17 protein-coding genes and 1 pseudogene are annotated in these 17,336 nt (G+C 38.0%); 9 read left to right on the top strand and 9 right to left on the bottom strand.

Annotated features, from left to right (window positions below; translation table 11 throughout):
• Positions 1–32 precede the first annotated feature (32 nt).
• Complete coding sequence (locus SanaruYs_RS01900) at positions 33–1,145, bottom strand: saccharopine dehydrogenase family protein (protein WP_174842758.1); 1,113 nt, start codon at positions 1,143–1,145, stop codon at positions 33–35.
• 122 nt (positions 1,146–1,267) lie between these two features.
• Between SanaruYs_RS01900 and SanaruYs_RS01895 the strand changes: the two genes are divergently transcribed.
• From SanaruYs_RS01895 to SanaruYs_RS01875, 5 genes are read left to right on the top strand one after another with little or no spacing between them, the layout of a single operon-like run.
• A complete protein-coding gene (locus SanaruYs_RS01895) occupies positions 1,268–1,777 on the top strand; it encodes a DUF4442 domain-containing protein (RefSeq protein WP_127120811.1) in 510 nt (169 codons plus the stop codon).
• A gap of 35 nt (positions 1,778–1,812) precedes the next feature.
• On the top strand, positions 1,813–2,292 hold the full coding sequence (locus tag SanaruYs_RS01890) for an Mpo1 family 2-hydroxy fatty acid dioxygenase (protein ID WP_127120810.1): 480 nt from the start codon (positions 1,813–1,815) through the stop codon (positions 2,290–2,292).
• Positions 2,293–3,219 carry a GNAT family N-acetyltransferase gene (locus SanaruYs_RS01885; protein ID WP_127120809.1) on the top strand — a complete coding sequence of 309 codons (927 nt, stop codon included), beginning with the start codon at positions 2,293–2,295 and terminating at the stop codon, positions 3,217–3,219. It abuts the gene before it with no gap.
• A gap of 2 nt (positions 3,220–3,221) precedes the next feature.
• Positions 3,222–4,079, top strand: coding sequence for a glycosyltransferase family 2 protein (locus SanaruYs_RS01880; RefSeq protein WP_246011812.1), 858 nt, complete (start codon positions 3,222–3,224; stop codon positions 4,077–4,079).
• Positions 4,072–4,899 carry a DUF3667 domain-containing protein gene (locus SanaruYs_RS01875; RefSeq protein ID WP_127120807.1) on the top strand — a complete coding sequence of 276 codons (828 nt, stop codon included), beginning with the start codon at positions 4,072–4,074 and terminating at the stop codon, positions 4,897–4,899. The genes SanaruYs_RS01880 and SanaruYs_RS01875 overlap by 8 nt, the downstream gene beginning before the upstream one ends.
• 22 nt (positions 4,900–4,921) lie before the next feature.
• Here the strand turns inward: SanaruYs_RS01875 and rsgA are convergent, their stop codons facing one another.
• Both rsgA and SanaruYs_RS01865 read right to left on the bottom strand, forming a co-directional pair.
• Positions 4,922–5,836 (bottom strand): ribosome small subunit-dependent GTPase A, encoded by a 915-nt coding sequence (rsgA, locus tag SanaruYs_RS01870; RefSeq protein ID WP_127120806.1) that lies wholly within the window; start codon positions 5,834–5,836, stop codon positions 4,922–4,924.
• The gene (locus SanaruYs_RS01865) at positions 5,833–7,074 is read right to left on the bottom strand and encodes a 3-deoxy-D-manno-octulosonic acid transferase (protein WP_127120805.1); all 1,242 of its coding nucleotides are present in this window, start codon (positions 7,072–7,074) and stop codon (positions 5,833–5,835) included. The genes rsgA and SanaruYs_RS01865 overlap by 4 nt, the downstream gene beginning before the upstream one ends.
• Positions 7,075–7,173: 99 nt before the next feature.
• On the opposite strand from SanaruYs_RS01865, the gene SanaruYs_RS01860 reads away from it, so the two are divergent.
• A complete protein-coding gene (locus tag SanaruYs_RS01860; RefSeq protein ID WP_127120804.1) occupies positions 7,174–8,202 on the top strand; it encodes a DUF6588 family protein in 1,029 nt (342 codons plus the stop codon).
• 60 nt (positions 8,203–8,262) lie between these two features.
• Here the strand turns inward: SanaruYs_RS01860 and SanaruYs_RS01855 are convergent, their stop codons facing one another.
• Positions 8,263–9,036 carry an enoyl-CoA hydratase-related protein gene (locus SanaruYs_RS01855; protein WP_127120803.1) on the bottom strand — a complete coding sequence of 258 codons (774 nt, stop codon included), beginning with the start codon at positions 9,034–9,036 and terminating at the stop codon, positions 8,263–8,265.
• Between the two features lie 163 nt (positions 9,037–9,199).
• On the opposite strand from SanaruYs_RS01855, the gene SanaruYs_RS01850 reads away from it, so the two are divergent.
• On the top strand, positions 9,200–9,688 hold the full coding sequence (locus tag SanaruYs_RS01850; protein ID WP_127120802.1) for a low molecular weight protein-tyrosine-phosphatase: 489 nt from the start codon (positions 9,200–9,202) through the stop codon (positions 9,686–9,688).
• Here the strand turns inward: SanaruYs_RS01850 and SanaruYs_RS01845 are convergent.
• On the bottom strand, positions 9,678–10,919 hold the full coding sequence (locus SanaruYs_RS01845) for an aspartate kinase (protein ID WP_127120801.1): 1,242 nt from the start codon (positions 10,917–10,919) through the stop codon (positions 9,678–9,680). The genes SanaruYs_RS01850 and SanaruYs_RS01845 overlap by 11 nt on opposite strands.
• 85 nt (positions 10,920–11,004) lie before the next feature.
• On the opposite strand from SanaruYs_RS01845, the gene fbp reads away from it, so the two are divergent.
• Positions 11,005–11,991 (top strand): class 1 fructose-bisphosphatase, encoded by a 987-nt coding sequence (gene fbp, locus SanaruYs_RS01840; protein WP_127121306.1) that lies wholly within the window; start codon positions 11,005–11,007, stop codon positions 11,989–11,991.
• Between the two features lie 35 nt (positions 11,992–12,026).
• Here fbp and SanaruYs_RS01835 read toward each other — a convergent pair whose 3' ends face one another.
• Both SanaruYs_RS01835 and yihA read right to left on the bottom strand, forming a co-directional pair.
• Complete coding sequence (locus tag SanaruYs_RS01835; RefSeq protein ID WP_127120800.1) at positions 12,027–12,446, bottom strand: DUF5606 family protein; 420 nt, start codon at positions 12,444–12,446, stop codon at positions 12,027–12,029.
• Positions 12,447–12,471: 25 nt separating this feature from the next.
• Complete coding sequence (gene yihA / locus SanaruYs_RS01830; protein WP_127120799.1) at positions 12,472–13,080, bottom strand: ribosome biogenesis GTP-binding protein YihA/YsxC; 609 nt, start codon at positions 13,078–13,080, stop codon at positions 12,472–12,474.
• Positions 13,081–13,239: 159 nt separating this feature from the next.
• Here yihA and SanaruYs_RS01825 point away from each other — a divergent pair, with 159 nt between their 5' ends.
• Positions 13,240–15,375 carry an OmpA family protein gene (locus tag SanaruYs_RS01825; RefSeq protein WP_127120798.1) on the top strand — a complete coding sequence of 712 codons (2,136 nt, stop codon included), beginning with the start codon at positions 13,240–13,242 and terminating at the stop codon, positions 15,373–15,375.
• Between the two features lie 2 nt (positions 15,376–15,377).
• On the opposite strand, the gene SanaruYs_RS01820 is transcribed toward SanaruYs_RS01825, so the two are convergent.
• Complete coding sequence (locus SanaruYs_RS01820) at positions 15,378–16,592, bottom strand: TCR/Tet family MFS transporter (RefSeq protein ID WP_127120797.1); 1,215 nt, start codon at positions 16,590–16,592, stop codon at positions 15,378–15,380.
• Positions 16,593–16,846: 254 nt separating this feature from the next.
• Positions 16,847–17,167, bottom strand: a pseudogene (locus tag SanaruYs_RS01815) (DUF1877 family protein); the annotation flags it as partial.
• Positions 17,168–17,336 lie beyond the last annotated feature (169 nt).

The raw sequence follows: 17,336 nt of genomic DNA, 5'->3' as shown, positions 1-17,336 counted from the left end.
TAAAGGCTTGAAGATACAAAAAATATGATTGCTCAGGAGATTGAATAATGAACCTCCCGCTCCTTCAAATAGCTTAAAATGAAGTCAAAATGTGCTTTTTCTTCTCCTAAAAACTCTGGAGGACTAATGCCTTTACGACTATAACTACCATCTGCTATCAGGTGTACAACGGCTGTGCAAGTATAGCCGGTAGTGCGCGCCATCGATAAGGTTCCATTATTAGTCCGATCTAGCAAATTGTATTGATAACGCTTTTTCACCCCTGCTTCTTCACCTTCCATTACAATGCGCATTACAGTAAACTCTTCTTCACCTGGTTTTAATTTCCACTTTGGAAATAACAGCTTAGCCATTACATCTACCGGTCTTACTTTAATACCTTTCACATCAATTTCTTCGTAAGAGAAAAGACCTGTCTCGCGTAGTACCCGCAGGTATTCAATACACCCCGGATAACGCAAAGTCTTTTCAATCATATTGGGAATATTCGGCATAGTTCTGATTAGAGATCGAAGTCCATCGGAATTCCAGGACTCAAGTGTGCCAACATCATCAAAATGAACAAGTTCCGGATCTGACAAAGCCTCTTTAACAACCAGCGCACCATTTTGTACATAGCGGGCCGGACGAATATATTCTTCAATAACGTCTATTGGTGAAAACACAGCTTTATATTCGTAGGGCCATTCGCGCACCAGCGGCAAACCACCAACCAGGCATTCGTATTGCTGAATTTGCATGCGCTTATTATGATAGCCCAAAATGATGTTGCCCATTCCCGGAGCCACTCCACAGTCTGTTACTATGGTTACCCCATGTTTCTTCGCTAAATCATCTAGCAAAAATGGATCTTCAGGAAAAAAGGAAATATCGACCATATTTTTGCCTGCTTCAATAACAGTTTTAGCAATATTGAATCCCATAAAACCCGGCACCGCTCCTACAACCAGATCGAAAGGTTTTAGTAGTTGGCTCAGTTCTGTCAAATTAGAAAGATCTGCTTGCTTGGTTTTAACCGCAAGCTTGGCGGCTTCATTTAGTGCATCCTGACTATAATCTACTGCTGTTACATCAAATGATTTAGCCAGGTCAGCTGCCATTACTTTGCCAACCAAACCTGCACCCAAAACGATTACTTTTTTCATAATAGTTAACATTGAATCCTTCTTCCTGATTGGTTCTAAGAATCAGGAAGATTATTTAAAATGGAAAATTTAAGGATGCAAAAACAGAATTTCCCTTAACTTACCCAAATCAATTAAGCACTATGTTAGACCCCAATAAGTTAGTCGAAAAAGCAAAAACATCATCATTCTATCGAGGTATACTCAATTTTGCACTCGACCGGATGATACCTTTTAATAAGCCACATGGTTTCAAAATTGTTGAGGTTAACGATTACAGTTTAAAAACACTACTACCTTATAGAAGAAAAAATTTTAACCATATACGTGGGATACATGCCTGCGCTATGGCCACTGTATCTGAATTTACAACTGGCTTTTTATTGATTTCACGACTTGATGCGAAAAAATACCGCTTAATCATGCAACGACTTGAAATGGACTACCACTACCAGGGTAAAATGGATGCCTTTGCTTCGTTTAGCATTTCTGAAGAATGGTTGAAAGAAAAAATCTATCAGCCATTAATGCAACAAGAATCTGTTATTATTCCCTGCGAAGTGAAGATTCACGATAGCAAAGGAAATCACTTGACTACAGGTAAAGTTTTTTGGCAGGTAAAGGATTGGGCAAAAGTAAAAACCAAAGCCTAGTTTTATTATCTTAGTACCATTCAAATACGAATACTATGAGAAAGATAGATCAACTCCTTTCTGAATATGGAGAAAGCCATCAGAATGCAACCAACAAAACCATTCACTGGATTTGTGTGCCGCTTATTTTCTTCAGCATTATTGGTCTGATTGCATCGATCCCGTCTGGCTTTGTACAATCATTTCTTGGTGAGGGAAATGTTTATGCCAACTGGGCAACCGTTACGTTGATTGTAGTTACAGCTTATTATGTTTCGCTCTCCATCCCCTTAAGCATTGGCATGGTGCTATTCGCTTTGCTTTGTCTCTATTTGGCTAAAGTCATAGTGTCTTTTGATATTGCTCCACTGTGGATGGTTAGTATCATTATTTTTGTTGTTGCCTGGATAGGGCAATTCTATGGACATAAAGTGGAAGGGAAGAAACCTTCGTTTTTTAAGGACCTTCAATTTTTATTGGTTGGCCCCGCATGGCTTATGCATTTTATTTATAAAAAGTTAGGCATACCCTACTAATTGAAAAATTTCACATTCCATTCGGGTAACTACAAACCTGCAGCCCAATTTTTATTCAATACTTATAATCACGTCCAGCTTCAATCAAAAGACGGTTGGAAATGTTATTATGCAATGGATAAAAATAAGGACTGCGTAGCTTTTGTATGGCTGCACCTTGAAAAACAAAAAGCATCCTCTCCACTAAAAGCACCATTTGGTTCGATTGAGTTTGTTGCAGGACTGGATGCTATAGTACTTCATGATTTTGTCCAATATATTGTTAACGATTTAAAAGCGAAAGGAATTAGGGAGCTTTCTATTAAGCAAAGTCCTGATGGTTATCAGCCAGGCAATAATGCTATCGTTAACACCTTGCTCCTTAATCTTGGTTTCTCTATTGTTAATGCCGAAGCAGCCAATCTAATATTGGTAGACACGGATAATTATGAATCTAAACTGCACGCCTGGGAAAAGCGCAAACTCAAGCAAGCCAAAAAGGAGAATTTTACTTTCGAAATATTAAAATCGAATAAACTTACAGAAGTATATAACTTCATTGAAGCCTGTAGAACGGAGAAGCAATACGCATTATCGATGCCATTGAAAGAGCTAAAAAAGCTACTAGCAACAATACCTGGTGCACTGCAGCTTTTTGCGATAAAACTTAACAAAGAATATGTAGCTGCTTGTATTGCCATAAAAGTAAGTCCAACTATTCTCTATACTTTTTATTATGATCACAACCCTGCTTATAAAAAAGTAAGTCCAGTGGTTATGTTGATAGAAGGGATTTACCACTACAGCTTTCAAAACAAAATCAAGATACTTGATCTTGGAACAGCTACTTTACAGGGTAAACCTAATTTCAATTTACTTGCTTTTAAACAACATCTTGGCGCAACCCATAATACTAAATTTACATTCCAAAAGAAACTTGATGACTGAGTATGCAACTGGTTTCTGTTATTTGTCTTTGTCATAACCATAAAGCTTTTGTTAAAGAGGCACTACAATCGGTCTTGCAACAAACGTATACCAATATACAGCTGATTATTGTTGACGATGCCAGTACTGATGGCAGTCAAAAAGTGATCACAGAATTTGTAAGTCAACATCCTGGTATACAATACATCAGTCTTTCCGAAAATGTAGGCAGTTGCAAAGCCTTAAATATTGCTTTAGCAAGTGCAAATGGTGATTTTATAATTGATTTGGCTGCGGATGATGTGTTACTCCCTGAAAGGATTAAAAAAGGGCTGGATACCTTAGAAAAATGCGGAGAAGATTATGGTCTACAATTTAGTGATGCTATAATCATTAATGCTGAAGGTAGGCAGCTTGGTCTTCATTCAGACAAATTTCCTCACGAAAGTATTCCACATGGGGACATTTATAAAGATTTAATTGAACGCTATTTCATCTGTTCCCCTACCATGATGTTTCGCAAAGCATTAATTCAGGAGTTGAACGGTTACGATGAAGAACTTAGTTATGAAGACTTCGACTTATGGATCCGGTCTTCACGCAAATGGAAATACTGTTATTCATCTGAAGCGCTTATAAAACGGAGAGTTGTACCGGGCTCTTTGTCGCACAAGCAATTTTCTTTACGCTCTAACCACCAATACAGCACTTATCTTATTTGTAAAAAAATAATGTGTCTTAATAGAGCAGATGAAGAAAAACAGGCATTAAACAGAAGAATAAAATACGAGATAAGGATGAATATTCGCCTTCTAAACTGGCAGTTAGTTTGGCTTTACTTCAAATTGTTTCAAGAAAATAATAAAATGCAATATGACTAAATCAGTCACTTACTGCTTGAACTGCAATACAACACTTCATGGCAAATTCTGTCATGCATGCGGACAAAAAATTCTCGAACCAGAAGAGCGAACGCTAAAACATTTCATATTTCAGTTTTTTGGCTCAGCATTCTTTTTGGAAAATAATTTCTTAAAAAACATCTGGACATTATTTACAAAACCTGGCAAGCTAACTATTGACATGATAGAGGGCAGACGCAAAAGATGGATGCCTCCCTTTTCACTTTTTCTACTAATCAATCTTTTCTATTTCTGGTACACGCCCTTTTCAGACTTTAATCAAACCTTGTATGAGCAAACGCATTTTTCGCCTTATCGTGGCTTCGCCAATGAAATGGTTATAAATAAACTAGCTACTAAAAACATTTCACTTGAAGCTTACTCAGAAGTTTACAATAAAAAGAGCGCTGTATATGCTAACAGCTTAATCATATTTCATATTCCAATAATGGCAGTTTTTCTATTCTTACTCTTCTATAGGAATAAGTATTTTTATGCTGACAATTTTTTATTTGCCTTACACCTTCTTGGTTTCATCTTACTGATTGCCCTTTCTGTAGGTTTGGTACTTGCTATTGATAGGCACTTATTATCTTTTCTTTCCACTGGTTTGCTTTCAGGCATTAAATTTTTTTTCGGAGCTGCTATTTTAATCTATACCTGGAAAGCCATAAGCAAAGTATACAAAAGAAAATGGTGGGCCACGTCACTTTATCTACCACTGACTATAGGGTTTTTCATTTTTACACACTTGCTGTACCGTTTTTTTTTATTCCTGATCGTATATACAGTCACTTGAAAAATTCACTAGAAGATAACAACTACTTCCTATTATCATCTCCTCTTACCATACTCAAATAACTATCATACCGACTTTGCGCAATAGCTCCGTTAGTGACCGCCTCACGCACTGCACATTTCGGTTCATTGATGTGCAAGCAACGCCCACCAAATTTACAAGACGATCGGAGTGCGCGCATCTCTACAAAATAATCAGAGAGTTCTTCAGGCTCCATATTTACTAAGCCTAGTTCTTTAATACCTGGTGTATCAATGATAAACGTATGTTCATTTAACTGAAACATTTCTGCAAAGGTGGTAGTGTGTGTTCCTTTAGCTGAGAAATCAGAAATCTCGCTTGTCTTTTGCTGAATGTTTTTCGAGAGTTGGTTAATCAATGTTGACTTACCAACACCTGAATGGCCAGAAATAAGCGTCTTTTTATGCTGTAGCAATTTTTCTAATTCTGGTTGATCAGCTTTGGTTGCGGAGGTCTGCAGGCAACGTATGTCTAGGCGCTGATAAAGTTTCATAAGATCCTCCGCTTCTGCTTGCTGTTCTTCAGTTAAAAGATCTGATTTATTAAATACAATTACCTGAGGAATTCTGAACGACTCAGCGGAAACAATAAAACGGTCAATAAAGCCTAATGAAGTTCTGGGAAAAGCTAATGTTACCACCAACAAAGCTTGATCCACATTGGCAGCAAGAATATGAGAATGCCCAGTTTTTTTTACAGACTGTCTGGCTATGTAATTTTCACGATCAACAATATCTGAAATTATCCCCTCCTCACCTTCAATATCAAACATAACATAGTCACCAACGGCCACAGGATTGGTTTCTTTAATCCCTTCGAGCCTGAGCTTACCACGTATCCTCGCCTGATAACGTTTATTATCCTCACCCAATAACAAATACCAACTGCCCGTAGATTTTAGCACCAGCCCTTTCATACTTTGATAATTGAATGGCAGTATTTCATAATCTTATCAGTTGCACCCAGGTTTTCCTGAACATACGATTTGGTTACTTCGCAAGCAAGCAAAAAGTTTTCAGGAACGTTCACCATTTCATATTTAGTCAGCAGGTCACTATAATCAGCAATATCGAATGCTCCTCCCCTGTTAATTAAATCTTTTGCTTCCTGAAATTTCTCGAAATTTTTGTTGCCAAAAAATACAGGGATTCCATAACAAGCTGCTTCCAAAATATTGTGTAAACCTTTTCCATACGCTCCGCCTATAAAAGCAAACTCACCATATCTATACAGTCTTGATAATAAACCTATATTATCAATAATAAGCACATTAAATTGTTCTATGTCTGAAGTAGCCTGTGAATAACGTATATACTTTTGTGCTAATTGAGATTCAATCTGTTTTAATGAAGGCTCACTGATCTCATGTGGTGCAATAATAAATTTAAGCTTTGAACCTTGTTCATTAATAAAAGGAGACAATACCTCCATATCTTCCGGCCAGGCACTTCCAACTACCATTAACTTTGTATCATTCTTAAAATTCAAAACAATTGGAAGTGGTTCTGAAGAATTAGCAACAGCATTTACTCTATCAAAACGAGTATCACCGGCAATAGACACATTTGTTAAACCAATATTCTTTAATAAATCCTGAGATAATTGATTCTGAACAAAAAAATAGGAAAACTTGGTTAATATACTCCTGTAAAAGCTTCCGTAAGATTTAAAGAATAACTGATCTTTTCTGAAGATGGAGGCAACTGATATCAATGGAATTGATCGTTTGTGCAGTTCGTTACTATAATGAAACCAGAACTCATATTTTACAAAAATTGTCAGCGTAGGTTTTACTATATCAACGAATTGGCAGGCATTACTTTTTGAATCCATGGGTAAATAGTAAACCCAATCAGCCAAAGCATATTTTTTTCTTACTTCATATCCAGATGGGGAGAAAAATGTTAGTAGCACTTTATATGTAGGCAACTCCCTCTTAAAAGCTTCAATAATAGGTCTTCCTTGTTCAAACTCACCTAGAGAAGCACAGTGAATCCAGAGTACCGGGGCTGTGTTCTGCATTAGTTCTGCACTAATCTTTTTGATTAAGCCTTTTCGGCCATTTACAAATAGCTTAGCTTTATAGTTGAAAATAGAGGCAATGGCAAAAAGACCTGAAATGACTTTAATCGACAGGTTATAAATGAAATTCATGCTGCAAAAATAGAAAAAGGACTTTGTCTACTACTTTTTTTATTGATTCTGATGTTGCTATCGTTTTTATTAGTTATTTCATACCTTAAACAAAAAAGAATGAAACCTATCGCAAAAATACTTGCCCTTTCAGTAATGATGGCAGGCGCTCAAACTGGCTTTGCTCAGGGAGACCTTGGTGAACTTTTAAGAGGTTCACAAGCTGATGCCAAATACCTGGCAGAAGGTTATATCAGTCCTTTCCTACGCACCTACGCAGCCGGTATTAATCAGGGCTGGTACAATACAGCCAAACCTCATAAAATTGGCGGAATTGACTTCACCCTTTCTGCAGCTATGGTTACTATACCGGGTGCTGACAGAACCTACACTGTAGACAATAGTAGATTGAATAATATCTATTTAACAGGAACTACTAGCGGTGGAGCAGCTACAGGAACGGGTAGTGTCCCTACAATTTTTGGTAAAGCCGCTGCGCCTACCTATGCATCAAAAGATCCGAATACTGATGTTCCTATCCCTGGAACCAACTTTGACGGACCGCAAGGAACTGATGTTTTTGATGACTACTTAAATGGTCGTGTTCCGGTTCCAGTATTTAATGCAGGTATTGGTCTTCCAAAAGGTTTTGAATTAAAAGTACGTTGGACTCCAGAGATTGATTTTGGTGATGGTCAGATAAAAATGATAGGCTTTGGTGTTTTGCATGATATTAAACAACACATTCCAGGCATTAAAATGTTGCCTTTTGATTTATCTGCGATGATTGCTTATTCTAAAATGGATATTGGCGTTGCCTTTAACGATGACGGTTCACAAAGAGGAGAATTTACAGTGCAGGGAACCAGTGTGCAGGCTATCATTTCTAAAAAAATATCAGTATTAACCCCCTATGCCGCTATTGGCTTTGGAACTGGTACTTCTTCACTAAGTGTAAAAGGACAATACGATCTTGATGGCAATGGTTCTACTGAAACTAAAGACCCTGTAAGTGTTGAAGAAAAAGTAGTAAGTCCACGTATGACTGCCGGTTTAAGATTGAAACTCTTGATTTTAACAATCCATGCTGATTACACTTTACAAAAGTATAGCACACTAACTGTAGGCTTAGGTCTTTCTGTGCGATAGATAAAAATCTTATTAACAAAAAAGAGACTGTGTTAACAAGCACAGTCTCTTTTTTTATTTCTATTTTCCTTTAAAGTCTGGCTTCCGTTTTTCCACAAAAGCTGCCATACCTTCCTTCTGATCTTCTGAAGCAAACGCCAGGTAAAAGTTCTTCCGTTCAAAGTGCAAACCTTCATCTAAAAAAGTCTCAAACGATCTGTTCACTGCTTCCTTGGCCAACATAGTGGCTATTGGCGACATCGCTGCAATCTCTTTTGCTAATTGAGTGGCTTCAAACATATACATTTCAACAGGCACAACCTTATTAACCAACCCGTAGCTTTTAGCCTCCTCAGCTGATAAAAACCTGCCTGTTAATACAAGTTCCATGGCCTTTGCTTTGCCAATGGCCTTTGTAAGACGTTGCGTGCCTCCAGCTCCGGGCATTACCCCTATTTTAATTTCTGGCTGTCCGAATTTCGCGGTTTCCGATGCAATAATCATATCGCAGGTCATGGCAAGTTCACATCCACCACCCAAGGCAAAACCAGAAACTGCCGCAATAATTGGTTTTCTAGTTTTTCTGATCTGATCCCAAGTGCTAAACTGATCTATTAATAGCATATCAATTGCAGTCTTATTAGCCATTTGCTTAATATCTGCCCCCGCGGCAAAGGCCTGTTCATTTCCAGTAATGATAATCGCTCTTACTTCGGTATTGTTATCTAATTGCTTTAGCGTATCCCTTAGTTCTTGCATCAATTGCAGGTTAAGTGCGTTCAGCTCTTTGGGCCTGTTTAATTCAATCAGTGCGACATGCTTTTCGAACTGTTCAGTAAGCTTGATGAATTCCATGATGGTCGATTTATTCCGCTAACTTACGTCAACCAAAGAGTATAAAAAAGCGAAAAGCCCCGTCTTTCTAGTTGGGGCTTTTCAAAAAAAGGTGATCGTTTTGCTTATGCTTTTAATACAAGAAAGTTGCCTTGAGTAACCCATAGTCCTATTTTTGAGCATTATGGACTCCTCTACTACAAAAGTGTTATTTGTTTGTCTTGGCAACATCTGTCGCTCACCACTGGCAGAAGCTATCTTCAAGAAAAAGATTGAAGAGAAGGGATTAACAAAATATTTTCATGTAGCCTCTTGTGGAACAGCTAACTATCATGTTGGTAAAACGCCTGATCCACGCACCATTAGCAACGCACATAAAAATGGTGTTAATATCGATCACCTTGGAAGACAACTCCACCACACTGACCTTGAGCAATTCGATTTAATATTAGCCATGGATGATAGCAATCTACGCAACATCCATCGTTTGCCCAATGCATACAAGCATAGTGATAAAATAAAACTAATGCGTGGATACGATCCTATGGCTGATGCTGAGGAAGTGCCTGATCCTTACTATGGAGAGGAACAAGATTTTCAAAATGTATTTGATATACTAGAGAGAGCCAACGAACAACTCGTTATTCAACTCCAAAATGAACTTAAGCTTTAATTAAAACCTGTAAAGTAGATCGCGAAGATTGTTCCAGCATTACTCCCTTCTGCTTTCTGTAGAAATCAAAAGTTTTTTCATCGTAATTTTTTATGGTAATCAGGGTTAATCCTGTATTATAATAAACTTCGAAGTGATGCTGCAGGCTCTCAATCAATTTCAATATTTTATTCTCTCTAAAATCTACACAAAATGAAAATGAAATAGCTGAGTTCTGCATCAGGTTTATTTTAATACTTAACTCAGCAAGTGCTTTAAAGATAATACCTAGCTGTGCTTCATCTATAAATGTATAATCGACTACTTTACAAGAGATTAGGCACTGGTTATCTTTAAAGACAATCAATGGTGGTAAATCATCTACATTGCATTCATGGATACGTGTGCCCGGCAGTTTAGGATTGTCGAAGTTTTTAACCAATAAAGGTATTCCGGCATTCGCAAGTGGCTTAATAGTTTTTGGGTGAATAACAGAAGCGCCATAATAAGTCATTTCGGCAGCCTCCTTAAATGGCAATTCTTCAAAAACGATGGCAGCCGGTAAACGCTTAGGATCGGCATTCATAACACCGGGAACATCTTTCCAAATAGTTACTGACGTTGCATCTAAACAGGAAGCAAAAATAGCTGCCGTAAAATCTGATCCCTCCCTGCCTAAAGTAGTGGTTAATCCATCAGTGGATCTGCCAATGAAGCCTTGTGTTACATAGCATTTGACAACTTCAAAATTGATACTTGTCATGGCCAGTTTACTGCTATCCCAATCCACTTTGCTTTCCCGATAATTCGAATCTGTTTTAATGAATTCTCTGGCATCCAACCATGTGCACTTGTCACCATTTTGGTTAACATAAGCAGCAACGATAAGTGTAGATAAAATTTCCCCCAATGACACTACCTGATCGTAGAGCTGATCTTCCGAAAATGATTTAATACTAAGGTCATCAATTGAGTCAAATACAGTAATTATCTCTTTATGGATAGGATGTTCAGCCTTAAAAAGCTCATTAGTAATATTTAAATGGTAATCTTTAAGACGCTGTAGTTCGTTTTTATAATCTTGTTTACTTAGTATCGCATTAACAATTAGTTCTAAAGCATTGGTAGTCTTACCCATAGCTGATACTACTACCATTAATGGCCCATTAACATTGGCATGAATAATGGAAGCTGTGTTAACAACGGCAGGAGCATTCTTAACAGAAGCTCCGCCAAACTTAAAAACCCTCATTTGATTGTACTAAAACGTTTGCGATCTATCTTTGTCAACTAATATGAGCACGCAAAGTACTACGTTTAAAGCAAACTCACCAAGAATGGAGAGTTCACGCATCGCCCAATCGATCGGAATTGCCCTTGATCGCTTTATCAAGAATAATCAGGATGAATTCGCCTATGCCAGTGGGGAGCTATCGCAGTTACTCAGAGACATCGCCCTTGCATCAAAAGTGGTAAACCGCGAAATCAATAAAGCAGGCCTTATAGATATTATGGGAGGTGCTGGTTCACAAAACAATACTGGTGATGATCAGCAAAAGCTTGATGTATTGGCCAATATTCGTTTTACAAGGGCTTTAGCAAAAGGCGGAGAAGTTTGTGCACTGATTTCAGAAGAAGAAGAAAGCTTTACCGATCTTAATAATAATGGTAAATATGTAATCGCTATTGATCCATTGGATGGTTCTTCCAATATTGATGTTAACGTTTCTATCGGAACCATTTTTTCAGTGTACAGAAGAAAGAGCCCGATTGGTACTCCGATAACAGAAGCAGATATTCTACAAAAAGGCAGCGAACAGGTAGCAGCCGGTTATATACTTTACGGGTCCAGTACTATGTTGGTTTACACCACAGGACATGGTGTGAATTGTTTTACGCATGAGCCAAGCCTGGGTGAGTACTTTTTATCCAAAGAAAGATTAATCATGCCTGAAGATGGAAGGATATACTCTATCAATGAAGGTTCTGCGAATTCTTTTAGTGAAGGTGTGAAAAAGTATGTTCAATACTGCAAAGATCAAAAATACACCGCCCGCTATATTGGATCATTAGTTGCAGACTTTCACAGAAATATGTTAAAGGGAGGTATTTACATTTATCCTTCTACTGCAAAAGATAGTAACGGTAAATTGCGTTTAATGTACGAATGCAATGCACTTGCTTTTATAGCCGAGCAATCGGGCGGTAAGGCTACTGATGGAAAGAATAGGATTTTAGATATAGAACCCACCAGTTTGCACCAGCGGGTTCCTTTCTATGTAGGTTCTAAAGAGATGGTAGAAAAAGCTGAGTCACTTCTTTAACAATTTCAAATTTCAGATTTGAAATTTGAAATTGATTAATCTTCCTTCTTCTCTTCCTTTTCTTCGAATATTTCAGGTACGTGTTTTAACAAAACACCGTACCAACGTACAAGCTTCTTCATATCCGAAACATAAACACGGCTTTCGTCATAGTCGGGTACAACAGATTTTAGGAAAGCTTTCAGTTCGTTATTTGCTGCATCAGCATCTAAACCTAAGTCTGCTCCGTATTCTTTATTTATTTTCTTTAGCACATCTTCCAAAGGAATAGTACCTTCTTTTGTAGTCGTGTAAATAGAAATTTCACTGAGCACAGACAAACGATGACTAGCATTAGCCATAATTTTTGTCTTTGTATCGTCTAAAGATTCAAGTATTACGCCTGCCTTGCCAGGTTTTAAAACCTTGTACAATGTGCTTTTACCAGTAATGGTGGCTATTTCTGAAAGTGTCATATCAAATTTAAATTAGCGGGCAAAGCTATTTATTTTCCTGAGAATTGCGGATTACTTCATCAATGAAGTTTAGCACTTCTGCCTGCCCTCTTTTGGTTTCTGCTGATGTAATAAAACTTGGGGGTACCTCTTCCCAATATTGTGTTAGCACATCTTTAAAGCGTTTCATGGTTTTGGAAAGCTCATTAGCAGATAGCTTATCGCTTTTGGTAAAAATAAGGGCAATAGGAACACCTGCAGTACCTGCCCACTCCAAAAAACTAAGATCAATTTTTTGGGGCTCTAATCTAGCATCAAGAAGTACAAAAAGGCAATCGAGGTTTTCGCGCTTTAACACATAGTTATCGATGATTTTTCCAAAACCTGCTTTGAGGCTCTTACTCACACTGGCGTAACCATAGCCGGGTAAATCAACTAAATACCAAATATCGTTGATGATAAAGTGGTTGATTGTCTGTGTCTTACCAGGCTTATTAGAGGTCTTTGCCAACTGTTTGCGATTAGCCAACATATTAATCAGCGAAGATTTACCCACATTGGAGCGGCCTATAAAAGCAAATTCAGGCTTATCTGGTGGGGGGCATTTTGCTAGGTCGGCCACACTTGAAATAAAAGTCGCTTGTAGAATCTCCATCACACTTAAAGTATTACTTGCACCATAAAATCCTAATTGTATAACAATTGACTCTTTACGAATATTAAAAAGCTTTGAAAGTTAGGAGTTTTTTCTACCTTAGTGTGCTCAGAAACGTTAAAAAGTGATATTTTTAAGAGCAATTAAATTTTTTAAGCGATGCCCCAACTAAGGAGTATTATTTTTTTAGCTGCTTCACTAGGTCTTTTCGCTCAAGTAAGTGCTCAGGATCAGGACAGTGTAGCCTTATCAAAGGAATACCAGTTACAAGCTGAGATGATACTGGAAGCAAATCTCGCTGCAGACGATGCAAGAGATCAGATGGAAATTGCAGCCAATTATGATCCCAATAACCTAAAGGCAAATTTTTCTGCAGGTGAGCTCAGACTAAAAACCATTGGCAAATCTTTAGCAGTAAAGTATTTCCTAAGGGTTTATCAACGCGATCCTGCTTATAATTTTGCACTTGAATACTGGATAGGACAAAGCTATCAATACGGAGAAGAATTTGATAAAGCTATTGACTTCTATACTCGTTATCAGAACAAACTGAAAAGCAAACCCAATTATCAAGGTAAAGATCGGGTATTGCCCGCAGAGGTTGAAAGGAGAATTTTCGAATGTCAAAACGGAAAAGAGTTTATTAATAATCCTGGCAAATTCTCCATTATTAATATTGGTAATCAAATCAACTCAGAATACGAAGATTATGCGCCCGTATTAAATGAAGACGAAGACGAGATTGTATTCACCTCCAGAAGGAAAGACGACAACATAAATCAGGATGTGTTTGAGGATAACAAACCATATGAAGATATTTTTATTGCTACTAAATCTGGTAATACTTGGACTAGAGCAAAAAATATTGGTAGCCAGGTAAACACCCCTTACCATGACTCAAATCTTGCGCTTTCTTCAGATGGTAATACACTTTTTATCTATAACGATGATAATGCTGGAGATATTTATGCCTCAGAACGTATTAATGGGCAATGGATGCCACCGGAACCCTTGCCAGGAACTATAAATTCAAGTTACGAAGAGAATTCTGTTTCAATTTCGAGGGATGAGAAAACGCTTTATTTTTCCAGCAGAAGACCTGGAGGTTATGGAGGCTTGGACATTTACAAAGCCACCAAAAATGAGAAAGGCGAGTGGAGTAATACAAAAAACCTTGGTCCCAAAATTAATAGCACTGCCGATGATACTAGTCCCTTTATAGATTACGATCAGACAACACTGTACTTTAGTACTGAAGGTCGTAAAGGCATGGGTGGATACGATATTTTTAAATCTACACTTACAGTAAAGGGTAATGTTGAAGAATGGTCTGAACCAGAAAACCTCGGCTATCCCATCAATACACCTGATGATGATGTTTTCTATGTGCGAAGTAAGGATGGTAAGCGAGCCTATTATTCATCGGTAAGGGAAGATGGTATTGGGTACACTGACATTTATATGATTACTGACCCTGAGCCAACAGTAGCAGAAACTAAAAAACCTGAACCTCCTAAAGTTGATCCTCCTAAAAAAGATACGGTAGCAGTGGCGGTTGTCACTGAACCGGTAAAGGAACCCGTAAAAGAGGAGCCGGTAGTCATGGTAACGGAACCTGTAAAAGAACCGATTAAGGAACCTGTTAAGGAGCCAGTTAAACAAGTATTACCGTCTACGTTCACTGTTAAGGTTGCTGATGCCACCACTAATGACGCCCTTGAGGCAAGGATTTCATTGAAAGGGTTAAGAGACAACATTATTGTGCCTATGAAGAGCAATGGACCTGGAGAATACATTTTCTCCATCAGTGCTGCACAAACTAGAGACTATCGTTTGGCTGTAGAAGTTGAAGGATACTCTTTCCAAAACATAAATGTTAAGTTAGATGGTGCATCTGCTAATCCGAAGAGCATTAGCCGCACTGTTAATATGCGAAAACTGCAGGTTGGCTCAGTATCCATACTTCGTAATATTTACTTTGACTTTGATAAAGCTACTTTCACTACTGAGGCTTATCCTGAATTGAATAAGTTACTGAGCATGATGCAGCAAAACACCAACCTCACTGTTGAGATTGGCGGCCACACTGACTATTATGGATCTAAAGAAGTGAACATGCGTCTCTCAAAAAGAAGAGCAGAAGCCGTGAAAGATTACTTAGTGAAGAAGGGTGTAGATTCCAGAAGAATTACTGCTGTGGGTTATGGTAAATCAAGACCATTAGCCAGCAATGATGACGAAGAAGAAGGACGAGAATTAAACCGCAGGGTAGAATTCAAAGTACTTAAAAACTAAATTTACAGCATCGATTTCTTAAGTGTTCTTCTCGCAAAAATTGCGCTAATCATGGTAAGCACAGCTCCCAATACAAGTGCGGCACCTGGATAGTAATAGGGTGCTGTTGGTCCTGTAAAATAAGAGAATAAGCCATTCATTATAAAGGGACCGAAAATTGAAGTAAGGCTCATCAGACTAGTAAAGCCTCCTTGAAGCTCGCCTTGTTCATTTGCCGGCACTATCCCTGACATAATACCTTGCAAAGCCGGTCCTGCAATACCTCCCATGCAATAAACAATTGTAAAGGCATACATCATCCAACTATGCGTTGCAACCGCATATAATATAAAGCCCGCAGCATACAACGCCAAGCCAACGTACACGCTCCGCTCCTGCCCTAACTTTGGAATAATTACCCTGATTAGTCCACCTTGCACAATTGCAAAAACAAGTCCTACTACACCCAACGAAATACCAATCATGGTTTCCGTCCACTTGAATTTTTCGATGGTATAATAAGCCCAATTGCTTTGTACTGCATGGGAAGAGATATATACAAATGATAGAGAAACAAGCAAACCAGTTATAACAGGATAGCGAAACAAACTTTTCAGTGTCCCTATTGGATTTGCTCGTTTCCATTCAAAAGCTCTTCTGTTCTCCTGGCTTAAAGATTCAGGAAGAATAAAATAACCATATAACCAATTGATCAATGTTAGTACCGCTGCTGCAATAAAGGGTACACGAGAGCCCATGCCACCCAACAAACCACCAATAACAGGCCCGATGATAAAACCTAAACCAAAAGCTGCACCGATCATCCCAAAGTTCTGGGCCCGTTTTTCGGGGGTGCTTATATCAGCCATGTAGGCTCCTGCAGTGGTAAAACTCGCACCCATGATGCCTGCTATAATACGTCCCACAAAAAGCCACGCCAGTGTTGGTGCTAAAGCCAGAAAAAGATAATCAATACCAAACCCGAAGAGCGATGCAAGCAACACGGGTCTTCTGCCATAGCGATCGCTTAAGCCACCCATAATGGGCGCAAATAAGAATTGCATAATGGCATATGCTGAAATGAGCCAACCGCCATAGCTAGCTGCTTCGCTATTTGTGCCACCAGTAAGTTCTTGTATTAGCTTGGGCATAACAGGAATGATAATGCCTAAGCCTGTAACATCTATCAGTAGCGTAATAAAAATAAAACCTACAGCAGCTTGTCGATTTGTATTCATGCAACAAATTATTTTGAAGCATGCAATATAGCTAGATTGAAAACAATGAATACATGGCCCCCAATTTAAGGAACGACTTAATTATCAAGTTTTAGTTATTTAGGATACTAAAACAATTCTATGCTTTCCCAAACTCAGGTAAAATCATGGGTTAATGCTACCGTTATTTATATCATTTGGCAAATTGGAAGAATGAATTGTTCTAAAATCTAGAACATATACGCTCTTCGACCACTTCTATTTCTTGTGACATCTCAATGTTTAATCACAATGTATAACATCACAATACCTAATCCATTTTGTTCTGCATCTTTATAAAGTTTAACAAGCCTTTTAATATCCGACATTAAGACTTTCTCCGGATTTTCATTGTCATCGGTAAGTATTTCCCAATCGTCCACTTCTTGTTCTTCAAGCTCATCTGGATCGGCATCCTGAACCTTTTTTTTAACTTCGTTCAAATCTACCTTTATTAGTTCAAGTAAAATGTTCTTCACCTCCGTAGGATCAACTAATCCAAAATCTCCATTTTCTAATACTTCTGTCTCAATAGATAAAGTACCATCTAACAAGCCACCTAAAACATTTTCGGCACTATCAGGGTATGCATCGCCTGTTTTGAATTTTCTTTAATAAAAATAGAACATTTTGAAATATTCTGAAGTCATTAAAATTAATTGATGGATAAGAAACACATAATCAACTTTTTCATTGATCGACAATACTATAAATTTAAATGTATTT

This window comes from Chryseotalea sanaruensis (genome assembly GCF_003990915.1).
In the GTDB taxonomy this organism is placed as follows: domain Bacteria; phylum Bacteroidota; class Bacteroidia; order Cytophagales; family Cyclobacteriaceae; genus Chryseotalea; species Chryseotalea sanaruensis.
This window is presented reverse-complemented; position numbering and strand designations above follow the sequence as displayed.